Source organism: Fulvivirga sp. M361 (assembly GCF_007097395.1).
Classification (GTDB): domain Bacteria; phylum Bacteroidota; class Bacteroidia; order Cytophagales; family Cyclobacteriaceae; genus Fulvivirga.
This window is the reverse complement of sequence record NZ_VKDC01000013.1, coordinates 47,627-66,232: the sequence shown is the minus strand read 5'-3', so window position 1 is coordinate 66,232 and position 18,606 is coordinate 47,627. Positions and strand designations below refer to the sequence as shown.

At 41.8% G+C, this 18,606-nt stretch carries 9 protein-coding genes; 1 reads left to right on the top strand and 8 read right to left on the bottom strand.

What is annotated here, in order from left to right; all coding sequences use genetic code 11:
• Window positions 1-118: 118 nt before the first annotated feature.
• Window positions 119-1,567, bottom strand: a complete 1,449-nt coding sequence (locus tag FNH22_RS15715) for a TolC family protein (protein ID WP_143399368.1) — start codon at window positions 1,565-1,567, stop codon at window positions 119-121.
• Window positions 1,568-1,574: 7 nt separating this feature from the next.
• On the bottom strand, window positions 1,575-2,258 hold the full coding sequence (locus FNH22_RS15710) for an ABC transporter ATP-binding protein (protein WP_143399367.1): 684 nt from the start codon (window positions 2,256-2,258) through the stop codon (window positions 1,575-1,577).
• Between the two features lie 204 nt (window positions 2,259-2,462).
• Here FNH22_RS15710 and FNH22_RS15705 point away from each other — a divergent pair, with 204 nt between their 5' ends.
• Window positions 2,463-3,740 (top strand): serine hydrolase, encoded by a 1,278-nt coding sequence (locus FNH22_RS15705; RefSeq protein ID WP_143399366.1) that lies wholly within the window; start codon window positions 2,463-2,465, stop codon window positions 3,738-3,740.
• Window positions 3,741-3,752: 12 nt separating this feature from the next.
• Here the strand turns inward: FNH22_RS15705 and FNH22_RS15700 are convergent, their stop codons facing one another.
• From FNH22_RS15700 to FNH22_RS15675, 6 genes are all read right to left on the bottom strand, one after another.
• The gene (locus FNH22_RS15700) at window positions 3,753-6,194 is read right to left on the bottom strand and encodes an ABC transporter permease (protein WP_143399365.1); all 2,442 of its coding nucleotides are present in this window, start codon (window positions 6,192-6,194) and stop codon (window positions 3,753-3,755) included.
• Window positions 6,195-6,211: 17 nt separating this feature from the next.
• Window positions 6,212-8,653 carry an ABC transporter permease gene (locus FNH22_RS15695; RefSeq protein WP_185154249.1) on the bottom strand — a complete coding sequence of 814 codons (2,442 nt, stop codon included), beginning with the start codon at window positions 8,651-8,653 and terminating at the stop codon, window positions 6,212-6,214.
• A gap of 30 nt (window positions 8,654-8,683) precedes the next feature.
• Window positions 8,684-11,083, bottom strand: coding sequence for an ABC transporter permease (locus FNH22_RS15690; protein WP_143399363.1), 2,400 nt, complete (start codon window positions 11,081-11,083; stop codon window positions 8,684-8,686).
• A gap of 97 nt (window positions 11,084-11,180) precedes the next feature.
• Window positions 11,181-13,595 (bottom strand): ABC transporter permease, encoded by a 2,415-nt coding sequence (locus FNH22_RS15685; RefSeq protein ID WP_143399362.1) that lies wholly within the window; start codon window positions 13,593-13,595, stop codon window positions 11,181-11,183.
• A 106-nt stretch (window positions 13,596-13,701) separates the two neighbouring features.
• Window positions 13,702-16,095, bottom strand: a complete 2,394-nt coding sequence (locus tag FNH22_RS15680) for an FtsX-like permease family protein (protein ID WP_143399361.1) — start codon at window positions 16,093-16,095, stop codon at window positions 13,702-13,704.
• A gap of 12 nt (window positions 16,096-16,107) precedes the next feature.
• Window positions 16,108-18,528 carry an ABC transporter permease gene (locus FNH22_RS15675; RefSeq protein ID WP_143399360.1) on the bottom strand — a complete coding sequence of 807 codons (2,421 nt, stop codon included), beginning with the start codon at window positions 18,526-18,528 and terminating at the stop codon, window positions 16,108-16,110.
• Window positions 18,529-18,606 lie beyond the last annotated feature (78 nt).

Sequence of the window (18,606 nt, the reverse complement as noted above, 5' to 3'; positions counted from 1 at the left end):
AGCAGGCAAAGTTTATAACACGATATTGCTTATTGCCGCATTATCTGTTAACCCAAATGTTCATTGGAACATAAAGACTATATAAACATGACTTGATACTAGTTATACACCCTTTACTTCAATCAGGAATATCCTCAAAATTGAGTGTACCGAGCACAAAATCCAGGATTACCTTCTGAAAATATAGCGTATACTCTGACTGTGCTTTAGATGCCGCTCCCTGAACATACAAATTATTGGCCTGCGAGAGTTCAACTAAGTTTCCAACCCCTAGCTCATACCGTTCTTTCTGCACTTCTAATGCTTTCTCCGCTGCTGTAAACTGTTTTTGTGAAGCATAGTAATCCGTTTTTGCCGCTTCAAAATTGAGATAAGCATTTTGTACATCAAGGAAAACAGTTCTCTTCAAATTCTTTTCATTAAGAATGGCATTATCATGTTGGAGCCTGGCAATAGTGCGACTGGTCCTGGTCTGAAAACGATCAAACAATGGAATATCGAGTCTTAATCCTAATACAGTAGCAGGGTTAGCATCAAAAAACTGATCGCCAAATGAAACCTCTTCACTTACCCTGTCCGTACTTTCATCGCGGGAAATTACAGGCTGATTGGTATCACCATTGAGGTAACCTATCGTCTCAAACCGGCCGTTAGGCACCTGGCTGGAATTGGCTACAAGGTTAGAGTAGTTGGTTCCATAACTCCAGAATGCTGATAATGTAGGGTAATATCCGGCTGAAGCAACGCCAATGCCCAATTGATTGGATTTAACCGTATTTACAGTTTGATTATAATCTGGCCTATTTTTCAAAGCCGTTTCATACATCTCATTCAAGTCATAGCCTGTCGCAATAATTTCATCTATGTTCCAGTTAGGTTCTACGGGTTCTATTTCTACTACCGGCTCAAGCAGTAATGTTTGCATCAAATTCGTTTTATTGATCCTCAGGTCATTGCCTGATCTTATTTTCTGGACCTCCAGCTGTTGTACCTGTGCCTGTTGTGTGTAAAGGTCAGGTTTGGCCAATGCACCGGCATCCACTTGTCCCTGTATTTGATCAAGCGTGGTAGTTTGTACATTAAGGTTATCCTCCGCAATACGTAACAGCTCCTGACTTAGCAATATCTGCAGGTACTGTTGTGAAATATCAAAAATCAATTGTTGTTTAGCCCGCTCTACTGCATCACTTTGGGCCTGAAAGTCATAATTGGCTCGTTTAATTGACTTTATCCTGCCAAAACCTTCAAATATATTGATCCCTACATCGATGCCAGCGCTTAAGTTGTTGCTTTTTGTAAAAGCAACCTCTCCCTGAACCTGGTTAAACTGTTGCCCATCAATTTGACGAAAAGTACTGGTGGCCGAAACATTGGGAAGGTATCTAAACTTTTCCCTTAACTGTATCGCCTGCTGAATTTCCAATTGGTTGCCAGCCTGCTTAAGTAAAACATTTTCATTCAAACCAATCTTTACTGCTTCTTTGAAAGTGAGCTGAACTCTTTTAGGGTTTTCAGTCTGACCAAAAAGCAATGCCGGGAAAAACAGTATTAGGAGAAGCTTCTTCATAACTTAATTACGCGTTTTCTTTCTTTACATCTGATACTACGGCGCCATCTACCAACCTTATCACCCGGTCACCATATTCTGCATTCTTTTCAGAGTGTGTCACCTGGATAATGGTCATACCCTCTTCATTCAGTTTTTTAAAGATATCCATGATCTCTTCCCCCTGTTCCGAATGAAGGTTTCCGGTAGGTTCATCAGCCAGCAAAAGCTTAGGCTGGCCTATGATAGCCCGGGCCACTCCAACCAATTGCTGCTGCCCACCTGAAAGCTGCTCCGGGAAAAGGTCCTTTTTTGCCACCATTTGAAAACGGTCCAGCATCTCTGCAACCATACTCTTACGCTGTGAACCCTTTACTCCTTTGTACAATAAGGGTGTTTCGATGTTTTCATAAACAGTGAGTTCGTCAATAAGATGATAAGCCTGAAAGATAAAGCCTATGTGATGTTTGTGCATTTCCGATTTTTGCCGTTCTTTCATTTTATGTACCGGCTCATCGAAAAAGAAATACTCCCCTTGCGAAGGCTCGTCAAGCATCCCTATTATATTCATGATCGTTGACTTACCAGCACCACTAGGCCCCATAACAGTCACGAATTCACCTTGCTTCACCTCCAGATCAATCCCTTTGAGAATGAATGTGCGCTGAAAACGGGAATCCACATATTTATCTACATCTACTAACTTTATCATAGTTATTCTTTCAAATTATGCTAACTGTGCAGTTACTTGCCAATAAATATGCCAAACCAAGAAGTTGGGTTTAACCCTAGACAGAAGGGTATTTGGAAACCATATGCCATTCAGTACGTCCGATTTTGAAACGTAGTGTCTGAAATCGGACATGCAATAATATTGTCATATGACGGTTGTTTAGATAATTTTGCATGAACGAGAATGGCAATAGTGAAAAAGCGTAATATATTTTTGTATGGCCTTGCAGCCACATTTATCATCATACTTTCCTTCATTTTTTTATCTTCAGATGAAGTGAATGAGGCAGAATTATTTTCTATAGAAAAACCTGTAATTCCTGTCATAAGCCCTATCTCAAACCCGATTTACTCAGATTTTATAGCATCTTTTGAACAAAAATTAACATTAGAATTCGAACAATCGGGAATACCCGGGGCAGCTGTAGGAGTTCTGATAGACGGTACTATAGTAACGTTAAAAGGACTAGGCTTACTTTCTACTAATCAGACTGATTCCGTCAACGTTCATACCACTTTCAGGATTGCCTCGGTTTCCAAAGGGTTTGCATCTGTACTTGCCGGACTTCACACAAAAGAAAAGTTAAATTGGAATGATCCGGTCAAAATTCACCTACCTGATTTTCAGGCAGAACCCACTGTCTATACGGACAGTATCACCATCAAACATATTTTATCACATTCAGCCGGCTACCCATACCAGGCATTTAGTACGTTGGTAGAGGATGGGATGGCGCGTGATGTCATGCTTAGTGAATTACAGGGCATAGAACTTTCCCGCAAGCCCGGCGAGATCCATAGCTATCAGAATGTGGCTTATTCGCTTATAGAACCGGTTTTGGAAAACCTAACACACTGTTCTTATTCATCACTACTGCATGAACGTATTTTTACACCCTTGAATATGGCAGACGCCTCTATAAGCTATGATGACATGTGGTACAACACCAACGCAGCACTTCCGCACAGACGTTCAATTTCGGGCTACAAACCTGTGGGACTGTCACGGTCTTATTATAACGTAGCAGCGGCCGGAGGGATAAATGCCAGCATCTCAGATATGGCACAATGGATGCAAGCTCTCATGGGTTTAAAGTCTGAAGTAATCCCCCTTAACGTTCTGGACAGCGTATTCAAACCCGTAATTCGTACCAGTGTAAAAAATGCGTCTTTCAGTAGTTTTGACCATCCCAGGAAAGGGCATTACGGAATGGGCTGGCGCATTGTGGAATATCCGCAAGACACACTCATATATCATGGCGGCTATGCAAATGGTTACAAAAGTGAAATAGCCCTGGACAGGCAAAAAGGGATAGCTATTTGTATTCTTACCAATAGTCCGGGGCGGTTCTCCAACAGAATGGTGGTAGAATTCTTCCAATCATTCAAAGAACACTTCCCGGAGACCGCAGACGAGCCGGACAATACAATACTCACTCCTGCCACGCCGGGAGATGCTTAGGGATACCAACTCCTATTCATCTCTTAGTGTATCCACAGGGTCCATGGTAGCCGCTTTGATGGATTGATACGCTACAGTGATCCATGAAATGGCAAGAGCCAGCAAACCGCTGCCAATGAAGACACTCCAATGAATGGTGATTTTCTTTGCAAACTGCTCCAGCCATTGATCCATCATCCACCAGGCTACGGGAAAGCCGATCAAAAGTGAAAGTAAGATGAGCCTTGTAAAACCACCGTTTAACATCAATGTAATCTTAGCGACAGATGCTCCAAGCACCTTTCTGATACCGATTTCTTTTGTGCGTACTGTGATGGTGTATGACGATAAGCCCAAGAGCCCCATTGCTGCAATAAATATGGCAAAGCCGGCAAAAACCGCAAATAACCCTCCTAACTGCTGCTCCGTCCGATACTGGTATTTGAATTCTTCATCTGCAAAGCTATACTGGAAAGGAAAGCCGTCAGCCCTTCGCTTCCAGGCTTTTTCTATCTCGGCTAACAGGGGTTGTGTATCTTTTCCCATGGTTTTTACCTGAACCACCCTCATATCACCCCATATCGGTGCCTCAGTACTAAAAAAGAGATATGGGTTTACCGGTAAACGCAACGACTGGAAATGGAAGTCTTCCACAACTCCTATCACTTCGGCATTGAGGTTTTCATCTCCCGTATAAACGATGGTCTGTCCCAACACATCATTTTCGTCCCAGCCGAAAAGTTTCATCGTAGTTTCGTTGATGACCACCGCCTTTTCATCGGAAGGCCTGTCTTTCTCAAAAAAGCGACCTGTCAACAGGTTAATGGATAAGGTATTCAGAAAATCCTCATCCGCTTTCATCATGGCTATGGTCACTTCTTTTTGCCCGGATTGATCCATAAAAATATCTTCATAGGAACCACGCCCTATAGCATCCATACTAATGGAAGCATTCTGAACAGTATTGTACTGTTTCAACTCATCACGAAAGGATTCTAATTGCGGACCCAGCTTATGTGCCCAGTCAATGGTAATAATATTTCCACGCTCATACCCCACATCGACATTGGAAAAGTAATCCAGTTGTTGGTAAACGATCATAGTACCGGATATTAAAGCCACGGAAGTGGCAAACTGCGCTACGACCAGTACATTTCTCAGCAAAAAACTCTTTCTTGAAGCTCCTGATTTACCTTTTAACGCTGTGACAGGCTTTACATTACTCAGGTAAAATGCCGGATACAGACCGGAAAACAGGCCCAAAAGCAGGGGTATGAGAAGTATAAAGACTAATAAACCAGGCGTATCCCACAACGACATGTGAATGATAATGCCAAGGTGGTCTTGTACTATTATTCTCAATAACTCCATCAAACCAAGGCCTATGACCATCGCGATAGCACACATAAAGATGGATTCAGCCAGATGTTGAGCCAGAAGCTGGAATTTTGGTGAGCCCATTACCTTTCGTATACCTGTTTCTTTAGCTCTTAACGTGGCCCTGGCGGTAGCTAAATTCATGAAATTAATGGAAGCGAGGACAATCACCAGGCAGGCTATAATAGTGAAAATATAAACGTAGTCAATGTCGCTTATCGCGCCGATCCTATTGCCAATGACATCAGAATATAGATGAATATCTTCCACCGGCTGTAAATAAAAATTCCATCCTCCTTTGTCTCCTACCAGTTTTTCATAGTGCATTCCTATCCTTGATAGCATGGGCCTTACATGTTTTTCTCCTATTGCAGTAAACTTCTCTTCCAAACCAGGAAGATCTGCCGTGTCATGTAATTTGACATACGTTACCACCTGGGTCCATATCCAGCTCCATTCAAACTGTTTAATTTTTGGGTTAGAGTAGATAGACATCAGAAAATCAAAATCAAAATGCGCGTTAGTCGGTTGAGGTTCAGTTACACCTGTTACTTCCATGGGGACCCTGCCCTGTCCAAAAAGGAGGGTTTTGCCTAATGCGGGCTTATCTCCAAAATACTTTTGGGCCATTTCATTGGAGATCACCACTTTATTGATGCCTCTTAACGCTTCAGAAGGATCTCCTTCTTTAAGTTTGAAAGCAAAAAAGTCAAAAAAGTTTGAATCTGCTGCCAGGATATCATTTTCAATGTAAGATTTTAAGGAACGATCTTCCTCGAAACGTACTACCTGGTTGCCAGGTGTATTTATTCTAAGTGCACTTTCTACCTCAGGAATCTCATCCGTCAGCACCTGGGCCAAGGGCAATGCCGTAGAACTCATCACTCCTCCATCGGGACTCCATATCAATGTTTGGTTTACTCTGAACAACCTGTCGGAGTCCGGGTGAAATGTATCATAACTGGTTTCATGAAGAACATATAATAAAGTTAACAGGCTGGCAGCTATTCCTAATGAAAGGCCTGCAATGTTGATAACTGCATAAAAACGCTCTTTTATGAAATTGCGTAACGTGACTTTAATGATATTTCGAAACATGTGTCGTTATTTAAGTTTTAATCCTCTTTAAGAGCGCTTAAGGGGCTTTCCAATGCAGTTTTTACCACCTGATAAATTACTGCCCCTACCGTAATAACTCCGGCTACAATCCCACCGGTAATAAATCTTTCCAGGTGTATATCTGTTCGATAGGCGAAGGTGTTAAGCCATTCACGTACACCAAAAAACACCAGGCACGATGCTATGACCAGGCCAATAAATGACAGTTGCATAAAGTTTTTCAGTAACATGATCAATACACTGGTTGTAGAAGCTCCGAGCACTTTTCGTACACCTATTTCTTTGTTTCTATGTTGTATCATATACGCGGCCAGCCCAAACAGCCCCATTCCCGCGATTATGGCAGCGAGTATAGAAAACACCCTAAAGAGTTGTGCTAACTGTTCTTCCGACTTAAAAAGTGCATCAAAATCCTGATCTAAAAAACTATAGGTGAGTGGTACCTGGGGTTCAAAATCCGACCACACACCCTTTATGATCTTTACAGCTTCTTCCGTGCTCCCGGCAGCTATGCGTATGCTTATATAATCCTTGAAGGTATAATCTCTCAAGAATTCTATTGCCAGGGGTTTTACTCTTTTATGGAGGGATTCAAAATTAAAGTCCCTGACCACTCCCAATACCTGTACCGTTCTCTCATCATCACTTCCCTGGTTGATAACGACTTCACTTCCTACAGGTTCTTCCAACCCAAGTTCATGTACCGCACGCTGGTTAAGTAAAATGCCAAACGAATCAGATGTAGCCTGGACCTGAAAATTTCTGCCTTCCAAAAATGACAGGCCTAACGTTCCGGCAAACGTTGCATCTGCTTCAAACCAGCGCATACCCTGACTACCCTTATTCGCCTTAAGAGAAAAGTCTCGTACCATGAACCTGTCTAAGGATGGAATACCGGAAGAAAAGCTTACTCCGGTGATTTCAGTATATGAAAGTAAGGCTTGTTGAAATGCGGCTCTTTCTTCTTCAATCTCCCTGTCATTCGGAATCACCAATACATTTTCTTTATCAAAACCGAGGTTTTTTGTCTTCATGTAATTCAGTTGGTCATTTACAATACCGGTAGCCATGATCAAGCCAATCGAAATGCAAAACTGAAATATCACCAAGGCATTTCGAAAAAATGGTTTCCCGGAAGACATAGGCACCTTGCTTTTTAATACCTGAGCAGGTCTAAAAGCAGTAAGCATGATCGCAGGGTAAAGGCCTGCAAATACCCCAAAAAACAGAGCTACTCCAACAACAGAGGTTATAAGCTCCCAACGCTCAAATAACCCTACCGTTATATGGAACTGAAAATTTTGCTCAGCGAATATCACACCGAGTTCTACCAACCCGAGCGCCAGTACCAGCGCAGCCATACTAAACATTACGGATTCTAATATAAACTGTAGGATCACCACCTCAGAAGATGACCCCATTACTTTTCTAACACCCACTTCTCTGCCTCTGCGTACTACCTGGGCAGTAGCCAGGTTGACAAAGTTGATGCAGGCTACCAAAAGGATCAACAAGGCCACTAAACCAAAGACATAGACATACTTTATATCACCGTTAGGTTGCATCTCACGCAAAAAGTGTGAATAGAGATGAATATCCCTGACAGGCATTAGATGATATTTCACTCCATCGGATGTGGTTTCAGGCTCACCCAAAAACGGGACTACATGCCCCAGGATGATATCATCCAGCCGCTTTGCCAGTTTAAGCTGTATTTGTTCGGGAGGTAAAGCATCAGACGCCCGTATATACGTATGCATGCTAAACCATGACCAATTCGTATCATCCATAAGACTGGTCCAGCTTGTGGACATAGAAACTAACATCTCAAAATTTTGATGAGAATTAACCGGTATATCCTTCATGACACCGGTGATTTTCCATAGCGTCCCACCATCCTTCCCCCCTAAAATATGTCTTCCCAGCACTTCATTATTCGCATAGAATTCATCTCCGAAGTATCTCCTCGCAGCTGATTCACTGATTACGATAGAACCTGGCATTTTTAACGCCTTTTCCTGGTCCCCCTTTAACAGACGACCTGAAAATACACGAAAGAAGTGTTCATCTGCGATGTAGAGGTTGGTTTCACGAAATACCCTGGAATGGTCCGTTTCCGGTCTTAACGTAAAATCAGATCGCTTTATCATACGGGTAGCGGCCCGAACTTCAGGTGCCTCCACCAGTAGCGTCGGAGCCAGTGGTGAGGGAGCTGTAGCATACCTGGTTTCTTCCTCTGCATAGGTCCAGGAAGCATCGACACGATAAAGTTGTTCTGATGATTCCCAGAAGTCATCATAGTTTGTTTCGTTGTATAGGTATAGTGCGATGAATATGAAACTGGCCAGCCCTATGGTAAGCCCCGCTGTATTGATCAGTGTGTACAGTTTATTCCTGTAAGCATTCCTGAAAATAACTTTGATGTAATTACGGAACATGATCATTCGTTTATTAGCCTACCCCTGGAATTACTCATCCCTTAAACTGTCCACCGGATTAGAGGTAGCTGCTCTAAAAGATTTAAAACCTACCGTGAGCAAAGCGATCGATAATGTAAGCCCCAGGCCGGATAAAAAGGTCAAAAAACCCGGCGTTATCCTGTAATCATAATCTTGTAACCAACTGTTCATACCCCACCAGGCTAATGGCACAGCTATTATAAAAGCTGCAAAGATCAACCGAACGAATTCTTTTGAAAGCAAATACAGTATCTGAGCAACCGTAGCCCCAAGGACCTTCCTTACACCTATCTCTTTTACTTTTTGATTTACCATAAAAGAAACCAACCCAAACAGCCCCAGGCACCCGATGAATATAGCGACACCGGAAAACACAGAGAAAATAGTAGACATTTTCTGCTCCGATTCATAAAATTCGTTGATCTCCTCTTGCATGAAGTTGCCTTCATAGTTATAATCCGGGTACACCTCTTTCCATATCACCTCTACCTGATCAGCCACATTTTTGAGGTTGCCCGCAGCTATTTTGACAGAAAGGTTATCATACCTGCTAATGCCATTGATTAAAAATGTAGGTTCTATTTTACTATGAAGTGACATAGTATGAAAATCCTTAACAACACCAACGACAGGCACAGAATTTCTCCATAACCCTATGGTGTATCCAACGATGCTATCAGGCGTAATACCCACTGCCTTACAAAACATTTCATTCACTACCGCCCGATCAGCTGTATCAATGTCAAGCAAACCTTTCCCGGCAATCAATTCCAACCCAAACAAGTCAGCATAATTACCGTCTACTCTTTTATACTGGGATTCCTGTCCGTTGGGTTTAACATCTATGTCTACCCAGGTGGCTGAAACGGACCCCGATGATGGCGGTTTGTAATTTAAACTCACTAACTCAACCCCGGCAATGGATGCCACACGGGATTTCAGAGTTTTTCTCTTCTCATCCCCACCCTCCGGCAGTCTGGGTATCCAGGCGTTAAGGATTCCTTCTTTTTTAAAGCCGAGGTCTTTATTTCTAAAGTAGTCCATCTGATCGAATATGATGAATGTACTGATAATAAATACCTGGGAGATCAAAAACTGGAATACCACCAATGTTTTCCTGAGGTTATAACCTTTGCCTGTATGTCCTGTTAACCTGCTTTTTAACGCTTTTGAAGGTTGGAAACGTGCTTGTACAAAGGCAGGGTATAAACCGGCCAGCAGGGTGATCAAAAGGGTAACAGAAGTTATGTAAATTACCAGTGGCTGATTAGAAAACAGGTCCATGGCCAGCTTTATGTCCAGAAATGGGTTCACGTAAGTCAAAACCAGTTCGATAAGCCCTAATGAGATCAAAACTGCTAATATCACCACTGCTAAAGACTCACCTAAAAACTGACGAACCAACTGAGTTTGTGACCCTCCCAGTACTTTTCTCACTCCTACTTCTTTAGCTCGTTTCACCGCAATTGCTGTAGAGAGATTTACGAAGTTGATACATGCCGTAACAATGAGAAAAACACCAATAATAAGCATGGCCCATAACTCCGATTTCGCCACTGTATTATAGGTGTAATTTGAGTAGTTGGTATTGAAATGAATATTGGATAAGGGTTGTAGCCAATGCTCCCGCTTGGACTGATTATCACCTTCCAGGTATTTATCCACAAATTCAGGGAAACCGGATTGGATACTTTCCGGATTGGCCCCTTCCTTTAGCAGTATATAACATTGATCATCACTACCAATACTTCTCCAGCCTGTTCTTTCAAGGTATTCATCCTCTATCGTAGCGTAGGAGACCAGCATTTCAAACGGAAAGTCAGAATTATCAGGATAGTTTTCCATTACTCCTGTCACCTCCAGTTCATGTTCTTTATTCAGCAGGATCATCTGCCCTACTGGTTCGCTATCTTTAAAATATTTTTTTGCCAATCGTTCAGATAGAACCACTTTATTAGGACCTTCCAGCGCCTTTTCCCTGTTGCCTTTTGTAATTCCCCGATCAAAAATATTGAAAAACCCAGGTTGCGTATAAGCGACTCCATCGTCTTCCTGGATAGATTGCTGCTGTCCTAAAGCATCCGTAAAATTGACCAGACCATACCCTCTGTTGGAAATAAATATGACCTCATCCAGGTAATCCCCGAAATCATTTTTAACTGCTTCCGGCAGCGGGCTTGGGACCCCTGAAGTATTATCTTCATTGCCATCAGAATAAGTATTGGTCACTACTCTGTAGATCCTGTCTTTTTTTTCATGGTAGGCATCATAGCTAAAATAAAACTGTGCAAGCAGAAAAAGTATCACGCTCCCTGTAATGCCAAAAGACAGACCTAAGGTATTAATGATTGTATTCACCCTGTTACGCAAGAGGGTTCTTATGGCTGTTTTGAAATAGTTTTTGAGCATTTTTTATGTTGTTAATCGTGAGTTATCAGTCTTGAGTCGTTAGTCATTAGTCTTGAGTCTTTGTTTTTAATGTTTATAGTTTTGATTTTCTCTCTGCTCAGTCACTTTTGAGTGTCTTTACAGGGTTTGTTTGGGCGGCTTTCAGGGCGTGGATGCTTACCGTGCTTAGTGACAGCAATAGTCCCACCACTAGTGTAAATAGAAAAACAGCTCCATTGATCTCCACTTTATATTCAAAGCTTTGCAGCCAATAATCAGATACATACCACACTATAGGTAACGCAATAACATTTGCCAACAGGATAATTCTCACATACTCTTTAGAGATCAAATTCCATATGCTCATTATGCTAGCACCTAATACTTTTCGTATACCCACTTCTTTGGTACGTTGCTGAACGCTGAATGCGGCTATACCAAATAATCCCAGGCAAGAGATGAAAATGGATAGTATGGAAAAGGCCATGAATATACGTGACTTTTGTAATTCACTGTGGTAAAAAGCATCCAGTTCCTGATCTATGAAATAACATTCGAAAGGTTTTTCCGGGTTAAAATTCTCCCATTTGGATCGAAGCATCTGTACGTTTTCTATCAAATCACCTTTATGTAATTTGACAGAAAGGAAGTCGCTGTAATACGGGTGTTTATTGATGTAGATCACTAAAGGTTCCACCTGGTTATAAAGTGAAGCAAAATGAAAATCTTCTACTACGCCGATTACTTTACTTTGCCTGATTTCTTCTTTTTGTGTATACACCGTAAGACCAAACTCTTTGTGAAGTGGTTCGGTCCAGTTCAACTTTTTAGCTGCGGCCTGATTCAGGATAATAGCTTCTTTTTGATCGGTTATAATATCCCTGGAAAAATCCCTGCCGGCTATGAGTTTAATATTGTAAGTGGTAAGGAAATCTTCATCTACCCCCAATGTCTTAAAAGTGTACTCCGACTGTTCTTTCACGCCCTCCGGAAAAGTTTGGAACGCATAAAAGTCATTGCTCCCCATAAGTGCACTGGAAAGCGCTACATTCGCTACACTGGCTTCTCTAAGGATGTCTTGTTTTAACCTTTGATAATTTTTCTGGGCCATACGGTCTGTCATTTTTATGGCTACCACACTTTCTTTATCAAACCCTAAGTCTTTACCTCTAAGGTATTGGGTCTGTTGTATAACAATGACAGTACCGGCGATAAGTACACTTGAAACTACAAATTGAAACACGACCATTCCTTTTCTTAAATTCAGCCTTTTTGATGTGCTCTTTTGCATCCCTTTCAATGCACGAGCTGGTTTTTGACCCGATAAATAAAAAGCGGGATACAGTCCTGAAAACAAGCTAATGAGCAGAAAAGCCGCTATAATATATACTACACCTTCAGCATTTAGCATAAAATCCAGAGACAGCTGCTGATGTGTAAAGCCTTTAAAGAAATATCTGATCACTAATTCGGCCAGGCCGAATGATAATACAAACGCTAAAAAAGTGGTAATGGTGGATTCACCTAAAAACTGGACGACCAGTTGCATTCGGTGGGCTCCTAATGCTTTTCTCATCCCCACTTCCCTTACCCGCTGACTTGACCTAGCGGTGGCAAGGTTTACAAAATTCAAACATGCAATGATCAATATGAAAACAGCGATAATGATAAATAATTTGACATAGAGTACATTCGAATTGGACTTCCACTCATGGTCCATATCAGAATGCAGATGAATGGCGGTAACAGGCTGAAGTATAAATTCACGATTTTCCGCTTGCACATAATCAGGTAAATGACTGTATGTCAATTCATTTACCTGATGGTTTAACTGATGATATTGCAACTCGTCCTGTGATTGGATATAGATGTACATGGGCGGGTAATGCCAATTGTCATACCTGGGCATGATTGTTTCCAGGGTACTAAAAGAGCCAAGGATATCAAATTGAAAATGGGTGTTTTGAGGAAGGTCCTCCATCACCGCTGTGACGGTAAAGTTTGCTTTCCGCCGCTCATCTTCATAATAAAATGTACTACCAACAACGTCTGTAGAGCCAAAATGTCGCAGTGCAGCACCTTCGGAAAGCACCACGGAGAAAGGGGCATCCAGCGCCGTAGCAAGGTTACCACGAATAGCCTTGAAGCTGAAGACCCGAAAGAAGCTGGAGTCTGCAAAAGTAAAGCCTGATTCTTTGATCTTATTCTCTTTATCAGCACTGGCCACTATGGGGTAAGGATACATTCTGACGGTATTGACTATACCCGATAAAGACTCTTTAAGAACAGGTGCCAGCGGCGCATTATTTTTGGCAGAGTTCACACGTTGACCATCATCCTCCCAGTTTACCGCCACCCTGAAAATAGACTCTTTGTGCTCATGAAAATTATCATAGCTTAATTCAAGGTGCACATAACTTAAAATAATCAGTACACACGCTAACCCTAATGCCATACCGATGACATTGATCAGAGAGAATACCTTGTTTTTCAGCAGGTATCTCAAAGCTATTTTTATGTAGTTTTTGATCATTTTTTTGGTGGTTAGTATTTAGTTATGAGTTATTAGTCTTGAGTCGTGAGTTCTGAGTTTATGTTTTATAACCTTTCCTTGTGCTCTATGCTCTATGCCCTCTGCTCTACTCGTCTTTTAGCACTTCTATTGGATTTATGATGGAAGCTTTAAAGGATTTTAAACCTACCGTAAGCAGTGTAATTACCAGGGAACAGCCTAAAGCCAGCAGAAATATCCAATAGCTGATCTCTATCCTGCTGGCAAAATCTTCCAGCCAGCGGTCCATAAAATACCATGAAACCGGTACAGCAATCAAGAACGCCACTCCTACTAACTTTACGAAATCTGATGACAGCAATTGTATCACCTGACCAATGCTGGCGCCCAATACTTTTCGTACGCCTATCTCTTTGGTACGTGTATTCACCAGGTAGGACATCAGGCCAAAAAGGCCAATAGCCCCAATGAATATAGCTACAGCGGCAAATACCATAGCTGTTCGTGAAGTACGTTGCTCATTTTCATATAGCCGGGCAATTTCATCATCCAAAAATCCATAAGAAAAAATGTAGTCAGGAAACAACCTCTCCCATTCACTTTTAATCCGCGTAATATTATCAGGCCAATTACCCGGCAGCATTTTCACCGCCCCCAGGTAATGGGATTTTGGTTGTGTCCACATCACAACCGGCTCCATTGCATTGTGCAGGGAAGTAGTATTAAAATTCTTCACCACGCCGACTATCGTTCCCTCTTTCCCCCAAATATCAAATTTCTCTCCTATCGCCTCCTCATAGCTTTCTATACCCAATGCAGTCACTGACATTTCGTTGATCAAAAACTGCCTTACAGTATCAAAACCAATATTCCTTCCTGCAAGGAGTTCAATATCATAGGTATCTAAATAAGTCTCATCAATGAGTTTTATTTGCATAGATTGGTTGACCGGGCCATTTCCATTGTTATACCTGGCCTTACCTCCCCACACACTTTCGGAAGTAGTACCTGTATTTGAAAAAGTCACCTGCTCTATCCCTGAGATAGCTTTCAGGTTTGTCTTAAAGGTTTCTAACCGTTCTTTACCGGGTTCAGGTACACGGAACTCTACCAATCCTGCCATGTCCACACCGGTTGGAGCATTTATAAAGTGCCGTAACTGTTGCGAAACCACAATTACAGCCACTATAAGAACTTGTGAGATCAGTAACTGAACCACTATCAACGACCTTCGCAATGAAAGTCCATTCCGGTAGCCGGCGTTTATTTTATTTTTAAGAGCGCTTATTACTTTATATCTGGAAAGAATAATGGCAGGATAAAGGCCGGATAATAACGAAACCACAAGTATCATGACAATCAATGCGGCAAATAACTGTAAATCATAAACGGTAGGCGGCAAAGAATAACCAATAACGACTTCTGTTTTGAGGAGAAGTAATTCCGCCAACCCAAGGCTTATAACGGTAGAAATAAGCGTTATCAGAAGCGTTTCTCCCAAAAACTGTAAAGCCAGATGGGTACGTCCGCTCCCCAATACTTTTCGTATACCAATTTCCTTGGAACGTTTTACTGCCTGGGCAGTATTCAGGTTGATAAAATTGATAGATGCCGCCACGAGAAGTAATACTCCTATGATCACCAAAATAAGTATTTCATCTGAAGTTATTACCCGACCTGTGAAGGGCGGATAATCTGTATTAAAGTGCACTTCTGCAAGTGGCTGGAGCAAAAGCGTACTCTTTGATATTCGCTCGCCTTCTTTTTTATGATCTTGCAGGTAAGAAGCTATTTTACCATCAAAAACCTGAGGATCAATTCCTTTATGGAGCTTCGCATAACATTGCACAGACGATGAGGTAGCTGTCCACGAATCCCACATCCTGTTTTTATTGGTCTCAAAAGAAAAGAGTATATTGAAAGGAATATCCGTATTGTCCGGCACATCTTCCACCACACCGGTTACGGTCACTTCAAAATTGCTATTTACGGTAAACGTCTCTCCCATGGCCGACAGCGGGTCTGAATAGTACTTTTCCGCAAGGCTTCTGGATATCACAACGGCATGTGGATTCTGAAGCGCCTTATCCGGGCTGCCATGAATGAACTGATATTTGAAAATGTGGAAATAATCGGGCATTACATAGGCAGTTGTAAGATCATCCTCCTGAAGTTTCACCTCTGCGCCATGGCGCTCGAAAGATATGATCGGATCTCCTATGTTATTATCTACATAAGTAAAGAATTCAACATCTGAAAAGTCCTGCTTGAAAGACAAGTGCATGGGAAATGGCACACCCGTATCAGGATCTATTTCACCATTTAACTCTTCTTCTACTACCAGACGGTAAATGCGATCTACATCATCGTGATAATTATCAAAACTCAGATCAAAACGAATGATCATAAAGATCACCAGCGCTGATGTGATGCCAAGTGACAACCCCACAATGTTGATCAGTGTGTGCGACTTATTTTTTAAAAAACTACGAAAGCCTATTTTGATGATATTTCTAAACATTATTCTTCTTTGTTATTCATCTTTTAATACATCCACCGGATTGACCATAGCAGCCCTGTACGCCTGGTAGCCCACACTTACAAAGGCAATGGCCATAGAAAGTATGATCGTTAACAGAAAGAACCATACTTCCATATCAATCTGATAAGCAAACGAAGACAGCCAATAATCCATGGCATACCACGCTACAGGAGCTGAAAGCACAAAGGCAATCAGTACTAACCAGATAAAATCACGTGAAAACAGCATAACAATACCCAATACTTTGGCACCAAGTACTTTTCTTATCCCTACCTCTTTCATGCGCTGGGACACCACGAAGGATATGAGCCCTAACAACCCCAAACAAGATATAAAAATGGAAAGCGCACTGAATAGCTTAAACAAGGCAAACGTTCGCTGCTCGGTAGAATACAGTTCCTCTATACTATCGTCAATGAATTGGTATTCAAAAAGGTTATTGGGGTATACGTCTTCATAAGTGGTTTCCAGGTGGTCTATGCCATCAGACATTCGATTGGAGGCCAATTTGACGTTTGCCGTAAAATAAAACATGGGTAAATGCATTAATATGGCCGGGGCTATCTTCTGTTTAAGAGACCCCATGTGATAGTCTTCCACTACTCCAACAACAGGGGCCGTCAATTCATCGATCCCAGTGGTTATCCGGGCGCCGACGGCATCTTCCGGGTTGCTATAGCCTAATTTTCTGGCAGCGGTCTCATTGATGATATAAGAAATATCAGGCTTAGGCTGATCATCATCTCCTTCAAAGACGATCCTGACCAACTTTTCTTCGCCAGGCAGAAACCATCTTCCATGCTTAATATTTAGTCCGTAGGTATCTTTAAAGTGATAATCTGCAGCTTGTATGTAAACACCACTCCGGGTGTCAACGCCATCTTTTGTCTGGTAAAAATGTGTTTCTATAAAATTTTCTTTTTCAGGAGAGCTAAAAGAAAAGGACACTTCCTCTATCCCTTCGCTCGTAAGCAGACGCTCCCTGAAACGTTTAAGGATCTCTTCATCGTTTTCGCTTATATCCAGTGTTACCACGGCCTCCCGGTCAAACCCCAGTGGTTTACTCATAAAATACCCCATTTGGTTAGCAATGACGATAGTAGCAATGACGAGCGCTTGAGAAATGAAAAATTGCAGGATGATCAACCCCTTCCGCAAAAACAATGACGATTGACTTTGTGAATGAATATTGTTCTTCAACGCTTTGGTAGGGTTAAAACCCGATAATATGAAGGCAGGGTATATGCCCGCCAGTAAAGTCACCACAATGATGATGAACACGGTAAACAATAACGTATCTACCATATTCAATTCCAATTGCTCGTCAAAAAACCGGTTGAATAATGGAACGATCCGCTCGCTAATACCTACCGCCAGAATTCCTGAAATGGTGGTGATTATCAAGGTATCCGACAAATACTGTATCACAAGTTGCGCTCTACCTGCGCCAAGGCTTTTTCGAATACCCACTTCTTTAGACTTTCGCACGGCAAGTGCTGTGGACAAATTGATGAAGTTCACGCAACCTATGAACAGAATAAAAATGCCAATAACACCCAGTATCCACAACGACGTTTCATCGGTAGCTGAGTTATTCCATTTTCGGTCAAAATGAATCTCTTCCAAGGGTTGCAGTTGAAATGTAAGATTTCTACCATCATCCTTATCAAGATATTGCTTCACCATTTTCTCAAAAGAAGCACTGGTATTTGAAGGCTTTTCGCCACGCTTTAACTTTACATAGGCATAACCACTGGCCCGCATGGTCCAACTGTCAATGTCCAGGCCATAAACGTATTTATCTGAAAATGAAGGATAAGAAACTAACAGGTCTGGTCTTATATGTGAGTTTGTGGGAGGGTTTTCAAAAACGCCTTCCACCTCCACTTCTATTAGATTCCTTAGTTTTATTTTCTGCCCCAGGGGGTCTCCATCCCCAAAAAGGGCCAAAGATTGACGTTCAGAGATAAACGCTCGTCCCGGCGCTCCAAAAGCCCTTTTGGGATCACCGGAAATTATTTTAAAACTGAAAACATCAAAGAAATTGCTGTCTGCAAAAATCACCAGGTCGATTAACGACTTCTGGTCATTTACTACCGCTAATGGACTGGGGTCCAGATGCATTTGAGTGCAGGCTTCAAATTGACTGAATTCTGAATTCAATGCTCCAATCAAGGGGTATGGGGTGGAATCCTCGTATTCCGTATCATTGCTTGAAAAAGAAGTAGACACCACCCGGTAAAGCCTGTCCACATCTTTATGAAAACTGTCATAAGATAATTCATGACTTACATAAACATAGACAATCAGGCTAGCTGAAATTCCAATGGTTAACCCTATTATGTTTATAAAAGTGAACCAGCGATTCTTCTTCAGATCTCTCAGCGTAATTTTTAGATAATTTCTTAACATCACTTCGTTGTTAGCTACACTCCCTATACCAAAGGCTATGCCATTGATTCAAAACACTGAATATCAGTAAATTAAGTC

Excerpts from the sequence above, each read along its gene's own strand:
- FNH22_RS15715 (WP_143399368.1), bottom strand. The coding sequence starts at position 1,567 with ATGAAGAAGCTTCTCCTAATACTGTTTTTCCCGGCATTGCTTTTTGGT.
- FNH22_RS15710 (WP_143399367.1), bottom strand. The coding sequence starts at position 2,258 with ATGATAAAGTTAGTAGATGTAGATAAATATGTGGATTCCCGTTTTCAG.
- FNH22_RS15705 (WP_143399366.1), top strand. The coding sequence starts at position 2,463 with ATGGCAATAGTGAAAAAGCGTAATATATTTTTGTATGGCCTTGCAGCC.
- FNH22_RS15700 (WP_143399365.1), bottom strand. The coding sequence starts at position 6,194 with ATGTTTCGAAATATCATTAAAGTCACGTTACGCAATTTCATAAAAGAG.
- FNH22_RS15695 (WP_185154249.1), bottom strand. The coding sequence starts at position 8,653 with ATGTTCCGTAATTACATCAAAGTTATTTTCAGGAATGCTTACAGGAAT.
- FNH22_RS15690 (WP_143399363.1), bottom strand. The coding sequence starts at position 11,083 with ATGCTCAAAAACTATTTCAAAACAGCCATAAGAACCCTCTTGCGTAAC.
- FNH22_RS15685 (WP_143399362.1), bottom strand. The coding sequence starts at position 13,595 with ATGATCAAAAACTACATAAAAATAGCTTTGAGATACCTGCTGAAAAAC.
- FNH22_RS15680 (WP_143399361.1), bottom strand. The coding sequence starts at position 16,095 with ATGTTTAGAAATATCATCAAAATAGGCTTTCGTAGTTTTTTAAAAAAT.
- FNH22_RS15675 (WP_143399360.1), bottom strand. The coding sequence starts at position 18,528 with ATGTTAAGAAATTATCTAAAAATTACGCTGAGAGATCTGAAGAAGAAT.